Annotated in this window: 12 protein-coding genes; 6 read left to right on the plus strand and 6 right to left on the minus strand. The window is 69.2% G+C overall.

All coding sequences use genetic code 11. The features are described from left to right. Positions 1-65 precede the first annotated feature (65 nt). A complete protein-coding gene (locus ESP51_RS17745; protein WP_129522225.1) occupies positions 66-1,064 on the minus strand; it encodes an EamA family transporter in 999 nt (332 codons plus the stop codon). Positions 1,065-1,166: 102 nt separating this feature from the next. Here ESP51_RS17745 and ESP51_RS17750 point away from each other — a divergent pair, with 102 nt between their 5' ends. After that, the gene (locus tag ESP51_RS17750; protein ID WP_129522226.1) at positions 1,167-1,712 is read left to right on the plus strand and encodes a CGNR zinc finger domain-containing protein; all 546 of its coding nucleotides are present in this window, start codon (positions 1,167-1,169) and stop codon (positions 1,710-1,712) included. Positions 1,713-1,802: 90 nt separating this feature from the next. Here ESP51_RS17750 and rpsO read toward each other — a convergent pair whose 3' ends face one another. Beyond that, positions 1,803-2,072, minus strand: a complete 270-nt coding sequence (gene rpsO, locus ESP51_RS17755; protein WP_056658110.1) for a 30S ribosomal protein S15 — start codon at positions 2,070-2,072, stop codon at positions 1,803-1,805. Positions 2,073-2,327: 255 nt separating this feature from the next. On the opposite strand from rpsO, the gene ESP51_RS17760 reads away from it, so the two are divergent. The 3 genes from ESP51_RS17760 to ESP51_RS17770 all read left to right on the plus strand — a co-directional run bounded on the left by ESP51_RS17760 (position 2,328) and on the right by ESP51_RS17770 (position 4,163). Beyond that, positions 2,328-2,693, plus strand: coding sequence for a DUF488 domain-containing protein (locus tag ESP51_RS17760; protein ID WP_129522227.1), 366 nt, complete (start codon positions 2,328-2,330; stop codon positions 2,691-2,693). Positions 2,694-2,766: 73 nt separating this feature from the next. Next, positions 2,767-3,216 carry a CHRD domain-containing protein gene (locus ESP51_RS17765; protein ID WP_241843243.1) on the plus strand — a complete coding sequence of 150 codons (450 nt, stop codon included), beginning with the start codon at positions 2,767-2,769 and terminating at the stop codon, positions 3,214-3,216. 74 nt (positions 3,217-3,290) lie between these two features. Further along, positions 3,291-4,163: a hypothetical protein gene (locus tag ESP51_RS17770; RefSeq protein ID WP_206737351.1), complete on the plus strand. Its 873-nt coding sequence runs from the start codon at positions 3,291-3,293 to the stop codon at positions 4,161-4,163. Positions 4,164-4,199: 36 nt separating this feature from the next. Here the strand turns inward: ESP51_RS17770 and ESP51_RS17775 are convergent, their stop codons facing one another. Then, positions 4,200-5,045 (minus strand): CPBP family intramembrane glutamic endopeptidase, encoded by an 846-nt coding sequence (locus tag ESP51_RS17775; protein WP_241843244.1) that lies wholly within the window; start codon positions 5,043-5,045, stop codon positions 4,200-4,202. Positions 5,046-5,192: 147 nt separating this feature from the next. Here ESP51_RS17775 and ESP51_RS17780 point away from each other — a divergent pair, with 147 nt between their 5' ends. Further along, on the plus strand, positions 5,193-6,413 hold the full coding sequence (locus tag ESP51_RS17780) for a M4 family metallopeptidase (RefSeq protein WP_129522230.1): 1,221 nt from the start codon (positions 5,193-5,195) through the stop codon (positions 6,411-6,413). Continuing rightward, positions 6,365-6,673, plus strand: a complete 309-nt coding sequence (locus ESP51_RS17785) for a protealysin inhibitor emfourin (RefSeq protein ID WP_129522231.1) — start codon at positions 6,365-6,367, stop codon at positions 6,671-6,673. Before ESP51_RS17780 ends, ESP51_RS17785 begins: the two co-directional genes overlap by 49 nt. Positions 6,674-6,766: 93 nt before the next feature. Here ESP51_RS17785 and ESP51_RS17790 read toward each other — a convergent pair whose 3' ends face one another. The 3 genes from ESP51_RS17790 to ESP51_RS17800 all read right to left on the minus strand — a co-directional run. Then, complete coding sequence (locus tag ESP51_RS17790) at positions 6,767-7,138, minus strand: FKBP-type peptidyl-prolyl cis-trans isomerase (protein ID WP_129522232.1); 372 nt, start codon at positions 7,136-7,138, stop codon at positions 6,767-6,769. Positions 7,139-7,323: 185 nt separating this feature from the next. Next, entirely contained in the window at positions 7,324-8,502 is a 1,179-nt protein-coding gene (locus ESP51_RS17795; protein WP_129522233.1) for a PrsW family intramembrane metalloprotease, read from the minus strand. A 9-nt stretch (positions 8,503-8,511) separates the two neighbouring features. Continuing rightward, positions 8,512-9,196, minus strand: a 685-nt coding sequence (locus ESP51_RS17800; protein WP_277871092.1) for an FAD-binding oxidoreductase, incomplete at its 5' end; no start/stop codon positions are given.

Consider the following 9,196-nt stretch of genomic DNA (forward strand, 5'->3'; position numbering starts at 1 on the left):
ACGCGCGCGCAGGTCACACCGTCTGCCCGGCGTGCTCGCCTTCGCCGATCTCCTCGATCGGGGAGCTACGGAACGTCGCCCTGCCGAGGGCCGCCGGCGCCGACAGTGCCCGGAACCCGCACGAGGTCGAGATCGGGGGCGGGCGCCGGCTGGTCGGGCGTGCGGCGCTCGAGACGCACGAGCACGATACCCGCGAGGATGAGCAGCCCGCCGATCGCCTGCACCGGCCCGATGGCCTCGCCGATGAGCACCCAGGAGACGATCGCGGCGAAGACGACCTCCGAGAGGCCGAGGAAGGACGAGAGCCGGGTGCCGAGCATGCGGATCGCCTGGATCCCGGCGGCGTAGGCGAACGCGGTCGAGATCGCGCCGACCATGAGCACCGGCACCCACCACGGGGCGACACCGCCGAAGAACTCGATGTCGGTGAACTCGGCTTCGAAGGGCACGAGTCCGGTGAGCGCCGCGGCGCCGAGCACGAGGCATCCGATCACGCATCCGGCAGCTGCGAGGGCGATGGGAGGCACGCCGGTGTCGCTGCGCTCGCCGAGCAGATAGTAGACGGCGACGCCGATCATCGCGATTCCGGCGATCACGACGCCGAAGGGATCGAGGGCGCCACCGGCCGGACCGATCACGAGCACGAGACCGGCGATCGCGACGACCGACCCCGCGAGCACGACGAACTGGGGGACGCGACGACTGGTGACCCAGGCGAAGGCCACGAGCGCGACCGGGGCGAGGTACTCGATGAGCAGGGCGGTGCTCACGGGAATGCGGGCGATCGCAGTGTAGAAGGCGAGCTGAACGCCGGCGACGGCGATCACGGAATAGATGAGCACCGTCCACTTCGCGCGCCAGAGCGGCCGCAGGTCGAATCGCAGCGCGAAGAGGCCCGGCACGGCGAGCAGCGCAGCCGCGACGGTGATGCGGAAGAACACGGCCGCGCCTGGCGACCATCCCGACTCGAGCAGGGGCTTGACGATCGCGCCGCCCGCTCCGAAGGCGAGGCCGGACGCGAGCCCGAGCAGGATTCCGATCCCGATCCTGCGTGACCCGTGCATCTGGTGCCCTTCCGTCGTTGCGCCGAGCCGGGTCGGACGCTCCCGTCATGCCCGAAACCCGTTATGCTCATGACAGTAGTGGAACGATGCGTCAGGAGTCAAATGATTTTCACCCATGACACCGAGGTGGCCCTCGGCTTCGTCGCCGCCCTCACCGAGACGTCGCCCGAGGCATCCGATTCGGGCGAAGACGAGCTGTCGAGACCAGGGCAACTCGTCGCCCTGCTCGACGCGTGGGACTACTCGGGCCGCAGGGACGGCGACGAGCGCGAGCTTGCCGAGGTGCGCGACGCCCGCACTCGACTTCGAGCGATCTGGCTGCAGGACCGCGACGATGCGGCCGTCTCGGTCAACGAACTGCTCGCCGAGGCGCGCGCCCTCCCACGCCTCGTGCGTCATGACGGTGCGGACTGGCACATCCACGCGACCGAGGCCGAAGCCCCGCTCGCCCGCAGGATTCTCGTCGAGGCCGCCATGGCGCTCGTCGACGTCATCCGTGCCGACCAGATGGAACGGCTCCGCGTGTGCGACGCCGATGATTGCGAGGGCCTCTACGTGGACCTCTCGAAGAACACCTCGCGCCGGTTCTGCAGCACGCGTTGCGGCAATCGCATGGCCGTTCGCGCCTACCGGGCGCGGGCGAGCTGATCAACGTGAAACGAAAACGGGCCGCCGCCCGAAGGCGACGACCCGTTCCGAAGAAGTTCGCGGTATCAGCGAAAGCCGCGCAGAATGCGCTTAGCGGCGCAGACCGAGACGCTCGATGAGCTTGCGGTAGCGGTTGATGTCCACATCGGCGAGGTAGCCGAGCAGACGACGACGCTGACCGACGAGGAGGAGCAGGCCACGACGCGAGTGGTGGTCGTGCTTGTGCTCCTTCAGGTGCTCGGTGAGGTCTTTGATTCGCTTCGTGAGGAGCGCGATCTGAACCTCAGGGGATCCAGTGTCACCGGGGTGCGTCGCGTACTCTTCGATGATCGCCTTCTTGACATCAGCTTCAAGTGCCATAGATGGGATCCCCTTTCTCTCGTTGCGCGCTGCCCGTGGCCTGATGCCTGGGCTCTCTTTATGCGCGGCCGTTCTGACGGCAACCTGAAGAGTCTACCAGAGCGGATGCCACGCGGCCGCCGTGCTTCCCTGCCTCCCGCCACGCCACCGCCACGACCCTTTGCCGGCTGACGACTGTTTCACAGAGTCGTCGGCGCGCAAAAGGTCGCCACGCTCTCCTCGACAGGGTCACGGAACCCGGGCAGACTGGCCACCATGGGCTTCACGATGAAGCGCGTGTACGAGCCGCCCGATACATCCGACGGCTACCGGGTGCTCGTCGATCGGCTGTGGCCGCGCGGCGTGCGCAAGGATCGCGCCGAGCTCGACGAGTGGGCCAAGGATGTCGCCCCCTCCCCCGGGCTCCGCACGGAGTGGCATCAGAACCGCGAGCGCTTCGACGAGTTCGCCGGGCGGTATCGCGACGAGCTCGATGCCAACCCCGCCACCGAAGCGCTCCTCGCCACGGGCCGCGAGCAGAAGCGAGTGACCCTGCTGTTCGGCGCTCGCGATGAGCAGGTCAACCACGCGGCCGTGCTGCTCGCATGGCTGGGCGACCACGGGGCATCCGTCGAGGCCTGACTCGGCCTTGTGTGCTCCGCGCGGTGGGCGTAGCGTGCCGAATTACCCGAGGAAGCGAGATTTCATCATGACCATGACCAGTCGAACTCGATCCACCGCCCTCGCCATCGCCGCCATCGCCGCCCTCGCCTTCACCGGTGCCGGAGGCGCCGCCGCTGCACCGCCCGATTCTCCTCAGATCCCCCTCAACACCGGCCAGGAGGTGCCGGCGCCCACCGTGGGCGGCGCATATGGCACGTTCTCCTACGAGATCGAGGGCGACGAGTTGTGCTGGGAGCTCACCGCGACCGGGCTCTCGTCAGGGGCGGTCGCCGCGCACATCCACGTCGGGGAGCGCAACGCCCCCGGACCCGTGGTCGTACCGTTGACCGTCGAGGTGGGCGAGACGAGCTTCGAAACCTCCGGCTGCGCAACGCCCGATGCCAGCCTGCTCGCGGCCATCGAAGACGACCCGCGCGCCTACTACGTCAACGTGCACACGACGACGAACCAACCCGGGGAGATCCGCGGACAGCTGAAGTAGTCGCAGCACCCCCCCGTCGTCTGGCTTCTGCCGCCGCGCCGGTCGGGCATATGCTCCAATCGGATCGGCGGATCATGGCGGGAAACGACGATGGTATCGATGCGCGTTCTGCGCTCGAATCGCGGGTGTACTCGCAGTCCGGCTCTGATGAGCCGCGCATCGCGCGCTACGACCACGCGTCAGACCGAGTGCTGGAGCTCACCGAGAGTGAGTGGCAGCTGCTCGAGATCGAACGCGAGCGCGCCGACAGGAAAGGGGCACCCTCGCCCCCTCCGGAGGGCGCACAGCCCTTCGCCGAGCCGTCTGAGCTGCCCATCGGGGATGCCGCGTCAGCACAGCGGCGTCGACTGACGCCGCTGTCGGCCGGCGCGATCGGGGTCATCGTCGGCGCCGGGCTGTTCGCAGCCTGGCTCGGGCTCGGCGATGCGGTGAACCGGCCACCGGGGTTCGATATCACGATCACGCCAGCGCCAACGGCCGATCCCGACTCGGCACTGCCGGCCGGTGCGGCGCTCGACTTCTTCCGGGACCCTCGACGGGGTAACGGCATGCTCCCTGGCGAAGGGTTCGTCCCGGGCTGGCTGAACCAGACCTTCGAGAGGTCCGGCGTCGCGCTCATCCTCGGTCCCGACGGGCCGGCGGCCGGCGTCACGGTCTATGCAACGGTTCGGGCGAGTCCGGCGAACTCGGACAATCCAGAGGTCCCGAGAAACGGCATCGCGTGTCTCATCGTCGAGCTGGAAACGAGCGGCATGGTGGTGAACTGCGCCTCACTGGAACGCGTGCTCGAGCGGGGCATGACGATGCACGCGGCCATCCCCAGGGGTGTCGGAACGCGCATCGATCAGGATGGCGACGGCGTCATGGGAAGGGCATCGGAGACCGACGTGCTCACCGTGGAATGGCGACCGGATGGAAGCTTCGTCGTGACACGGCACGCGCAATGAGGCGCATCGCCCGCGAGGCGCATGATCCCGAGGCCGTCACGGCGGCGCGAGCAGGAAGATCGGCGGCACTCCGGTGTGCGCGTACACGATGACGAGGAACACCACGAGATCGAACAACAGGTGCACTGTGATCACAAACGAGAGCGACTTCGTGAGCGTGAACGTGTAGCCCTGCAGGAGCGCGAACGGGATCGTCAGGAGCGGCCCCCAGCTCTGGTAGCCCAGCTCCCAGAGGAATGACACGAACACGATCGATTGCAGCAGGTTCGCCTGCCACACCGGGAAGTGCCGTCGGAGCAGGGCGAACACCGTGCAGACGAAGAACAGCTCGTCCCAGATGCCCACGGCGTTCACGCCCACGAACAGCCGGGCGATCTCGTCGGGCAGCGTCACGGTCGGCCAGTTCGTGTAGACGCCGGAGGTGATGAAGTAGAACGGCAGGATCAGCCAGCCGAGCACCGCGATCAGCACCAGGTACGACCATTGCACCGGCGACCACCGGTGGCCGGTGCGCCAGGGGAACCGGATGACGCGGTCGCCGAACACGAACCGCGAGATCACGAACGGCACGACGACCGCGAGGGAGAGTACGACGCCCATCAGGAGCATGTTCCAGTAGCTGATGTCGGCCGCGACCGAGATCGTGGAGACGATCACCTGGCCGAGCGCGACGAGGGCGAGGTCTGGCAGGAGCCGGCTCGTGCGCCCCGAGCGGTCGGCGAGCCATGCGCCCGCAAGGCCGAGCGCGAGCATCGCGTAGCCCACGACCGGCACCTCGACGCCGAAGAGGAACACCGCAGCGGCGCACACGATCGCGGCCGGCACGAGGCCGATCGGATGGGTTCGCACCTCGGGCTGGGCGACGACAGCGGCAACTTGCACGAGCCCAGCTTCGCAACCCGGATGCCGCGCGGCAAGTCGACACGGGCACCGAGCGGATGTCGGGCGCGCGCCGGGACCCGCCGGGCGAGTCGGCGTGCCGAGCGAATTGCCAGCGCGCCTGTCGGCGGCGCATGACACGATCGAATCATGACGCGGACGCCCAGGCCCTACCCCTACTCGACACCGCACAAGGCGATCGTGCCGCCATACCTGCTCGCCCGCATCGCGGCGATCGACGATCCCCGCTTCGACGTCGCAGCCGACGCGGCCCGCCGGTCACTGCTCCGAGACGCACCCATGCGCGAGTGGCGGCGCGAGGGCGAGCCCCCATCGTTCATCGCTCACGAGCGACCGGCGCGCGACGAACGTCCGGCCGCTCTGCCGGGCATGGCGCCCTCGCCCGACCGCCGCATCTCCGACGCCGAGAACGCCGAACGGCTGCCCGGGCGCCTCGTGCGTCGCGAGGGCCAGCCGATCACGGGCGACGCGGCTGTCGACGCCGCGTACGACGGCCTCGGCGAGACCTTCGAGCTCTTCGCACGCGTGTTCGGTCGCGACTCCATCGACGGCGCGGGCATTCCCCTCGAGGCCACCGTGCACTACGGCGACCGCTACGACAATGCGTTCTGGGACGGCGAGCGCATGGTCTTCGGCGATGGCGACGGCGAGGTCTTCCGGGGATTCACGAACTCGCTCAGCGTCATCGGCCACGAACTCACCCACGGCGTCACCGAGCGCACGGCGAAGCTTCGCTACCAGGGTCAGTCGGGCGCGCTCAACGAGCACATCTCGGATGTGTTCGGTGCTCTCGTGGAGCAATACGGCATGGGTCAGGATGCCGCCTCGGCGACGTGGCTCATCGGCGAGGGCGTGTTCACCGACCTCGTCGAGGGACGCGCCATCCGTTCGATGAAGGAGCCCGGCACGGCGTACGACGACGACGTGCTCGGTCGTGATCCGCAGCCCGACCATTTCGACCGGTACATCGAGACCGACGACGACAACGGTGGTGTGCACCTGAACTCCGGCATTCCCAATCGTGCGTTCGCCCTCGCGGCGATCGAACTCGGCGGGTTCGCGTGGGAGCACGTGGGGCGCATCTGGTACGACGTGCTCACGTCGGGCAGACTCCGCCCTGACGACGGATTCCACACGTTCGCCGCCGAGACGGTGCGCGCAGCCGACGAGCGCTTCGGCGCCGATTCCCCCGAGTCGCGAGCGGTGACGAGCGGCTGGAGCGCGGTCGGCATCGAGGAGCTCCCCGCGCTGGATCCGGTTCCGGAGCGCGCCGCGAGCGACGCCGGGAGTACGATGCCGACATGGACGTCATCGTCTCGCGGAGCGGGGGCATCGCCGGACTTCGACTGACGTGGGAAGTCCACGTCGAGGAGCAGCCCGACCCCGACGAGTGGTACGTGCTCATCCGCGAGATCCCGTGGAGCACGCCGCCGCCGGCGCCGCCAGAGCCCGACCGCTTCATCTATCGCATCCGCTGCGAGCCGCATGAGGCGACGCTCGCCGAGCGTCAGCTCACTGGGCCGTGGCGTGAGCTCGTGGAACGAGTGCAGGAGCGAACGGAACCCGAGCGGAGTCCGCGCAGGCCCGGGCCGCGGCGTCCCGCGCGATGAGCCGGCACGGCCGCGAGCGCAAGCCATGACCGGCGGGCATGACGAAGGCCGGCAGGCTCACGCCCACCGGCCTTCGAGATCAGGTGATCGTGCTCAGCTGACGCCGAGCAGGTCGATCACGAAGATCAGGGTCTTTCCCGAGAGCTGGTGGCCGCCGCCGGCCGGGCCGTAGGCCTGGTGCGGGGGAACCGTGAGCTTGCGTCGACCGCCGACCTTCATGCCGGGGATGCCCTCCTGCCAGCCGGCGATGAGCGCCTGCAGCGGGAAGTTGATCGACTGCCCGCGGCTCCACGATGAGTCGAACTCATCGCCCGAGTCGTACTCGACGCCGAGGTAGTGCACGTCGACGGTCGAGCCGGGCGTCGCCTCGGCGCCGTCGCCCACGACGATGTCCTCGACCACGAGTTCGGTGGGAGCCGGGCCCTCGGGGAAGTCGATTTCGGGCTTGCTGTTCGTATCGGTCATGCGTCCAGCCAAACAGATAGAGGGGTGCGGAGCAAACGCGGACACCCGTCCATTCCCTCTTGCGCTCCCCCCGAACACGTTGCACGCTGGTAATCGAGAACTCGTCGTCCTGTAGCGCTGTCGGCAGTGCCACACCACAGGGCGGCGAGTTTCCTCGTGTGCGAGGGGTGATCGCGACATCCGATTCAGCGCAGCAGTGCCGCCCGATCGAGTGCGACGGCATCGAGCAGCAGGCGCTCGTCGGTGACGTGCCGCACGTCGCCGCGGCCGGAGACGAGCACGTGCCGATTGAACGCAAGATGAGTGGCATCGGCGATGAGCCGCCGCATGAGGGCGGTTCGAGGCGGCGTCTGCGAACGCGCCCACGCCCGGGCGCGCCGGCGACCGGCCGGTGTCGCGAGCATCTCGACCTCTGCGGTGCTGAACCATCCGACCGCGGCGTATTCGTCCAGACGAGCACGCGTCACGCGCATCTCCTGACGGCGGAGGAAGAACGTGAGCAGCACCGCGCCGATGAAGATCGGCACCTGCACGGTGAAGTAGAGCCCGATCGCGTCGTCGGCGAAGGTGAGCGATCCGTTCCAGAGGGCGTGCAGGAGCACGGCTGCGGCGAGGCCGAGCAGGAACCAGCCCACGACTCCCACTCCACCGCCACGTCGGGCGCCGACGCCGATGAGAAGCCCGGTGCACGCGGTGAACAGCACGTGCGCGAACGGGGAGAACAGCCCGCGCACCACGAATACGGCGCCGAGCTCGCCGATGCCGCCTTCGGCGAGCGCTGCACCGAAGTAGAGGATGTTCTCGGTGAAGGCGAAGCCCGCTGCGACCGTGGCCGCGTACACGAGGCCGTCGACCGGCCCGTCGAAGTGCGAGCGCGAGAATGCGTAGAGCAGGAGCACGCCGATGCCCTTCGCGGTCTCCTCGACGATCGGCGCCTGCACCACCGCCGCCATCGCCTCGTTCGGGCTGCCACCCGGCTCGGCGAACGCGAGGAGGAGCTGCACGCCGAGGTCGACGATGAGCGCGACGGCGACGGACACCGCAGCGCCCCACAGGAACGCGAACCACAGCGCCCACCGCGGCTCGGGTTCCCAGCGGTCGACCCATCGCACCGCGAGCAACACGATGGCGAGCGGCACGAGAGCGAGGAGCGATCCGACGGCGAGTGCCGACACGCCGAGCGCGACCGCGAGATAGGCGAGCACGAGCAGGCCGATGATGACGCCGAGCAGGATGCCGACGATCGCGAACGCGACACCGCCGCTCCGGGCCCGCGGCGGCGGCGGCGCGGCCCAGAGCGATGGCGACGGGGTCGGATTCTGCGCTGGCCTCGGATTCTGGGCTGGCACGGGTGCGTGGCTCACCCGGGCAGCCTATCGAGCGGGCGGCGCGGATGCCTCGAACATCACGCCCGGGTTCAGGATGCCGCTCGGGTCGAACAGCGCCTTGATGCCGCGCTGCAGTTCGAACGAGTCCTCGCCGAGCTCAGCGGCGAGCCAGCGTCGCTTGAGGATGCCGACGCCGTGCTCGCCCGTGAGGGTGCCGCCGAGCGCCACGGCGGCGCGGAACAGCTCGTCGGCCGCGGCCCACACGTGCTCGGGCACCTCGTCGCCCGTGAACACGAAGTTCGGGTGGAGGTTGCCGTCGCCCGCGTGCGCGATCGTGGGGATCTCGAGGCCGTGGCGCGCGCCGATCTCCTCGATCGCGCGGAACATCTCGGGCAGTCGGGAGCGCGGCACCGCGACGTCTTCGATGAGCACCTGCCCGGTCGCGGCGAAGGCCGGATGCACGGCGCGGCGGATGTCGAGGAGCCGCTCGCCGGTTGCGGCATCCGTCGACATCGTGACCCGGCCGCCCGCCTCGGCGAAGACGGCCGCGATCGCCGCCGCCTCGACGGCCGCCCCTGCCGTGTCGCTCTGGGCGAGCAGGAACGTCTCACCGGGCGCGATCGACTCGAGGGGCGTGCCGGCGAGCGCCGCCGCGCCGAGGAACGTTGCGACGCGGGCGAGGCCCGCCGCGTCGATGAGCTCGAGCACGGCCGGCCTGATGCGCGCGGCC

Source organism: Agromyces albus (assembly GCF_004134825.1).
Taxonomy (GTDB): Bacteria; Actinomycetota; Actinomycetes; order Actinomycetales; family Microbacteriaceae; genus Agromyces; species Agromyces albus.